1 pseudogene is annotated in these 481 nt (G+C 51.6%); it reads left to right on the forward strand.

The features are described 5' to 3' along the window. Window positions 1–37 precede the first annotated feature (37 nt). Window positions 38–481: pseudogene (locus tag AC0L3B_RS38385) on the forward strand (hypothetical protein); the annotation flags it as partial.

The raw sequence follows: 481 nt of genomic DNA on the forward strand, positions 1-481 counted from the left end.
GTCAGGTGCGCTACGTATTAACCAACAAGTGCATAACATGAGAGAGGACGATGCCTGGTTGAAGATCCTCAATGGCCAGTTCCAAAAGCTGCAGGATGATTTGAAATTTCAGGTAAAGGTTTTTTTCGAGACCCAGGGTGTTTTTCTAGGTCGAAAGTTTTGCGGTTTTGCGTTCGGCCCCCGCATCATGATCGTCGACCGTAACAGCAGTGATCCTCAAATTGCTGGCGTTACACCTATACCGCTCGACGACGACCACATCCAGATTGCCAAGCCAAGAAGCCGCGAAGCGCTCATCTACAAAGCGATGCTCGCGACAATCGAAGGTATCCCGGCGATCACCTCAACATTTCCAGCAGGTGCTCAAACATCTGATGCGCAACTCTCTGTTTTGACGACAAAGCCTGCTGCTGAGGAGCGCGAGGATCTGAGCTGCGTCGCCAAACATTCCTCGCTGGAAGAGAAAACCTCTGCCTCGCCC

It is taken from the genome of Bradyrhizobium sp. Kon56 (assembly GCF_055807635.1).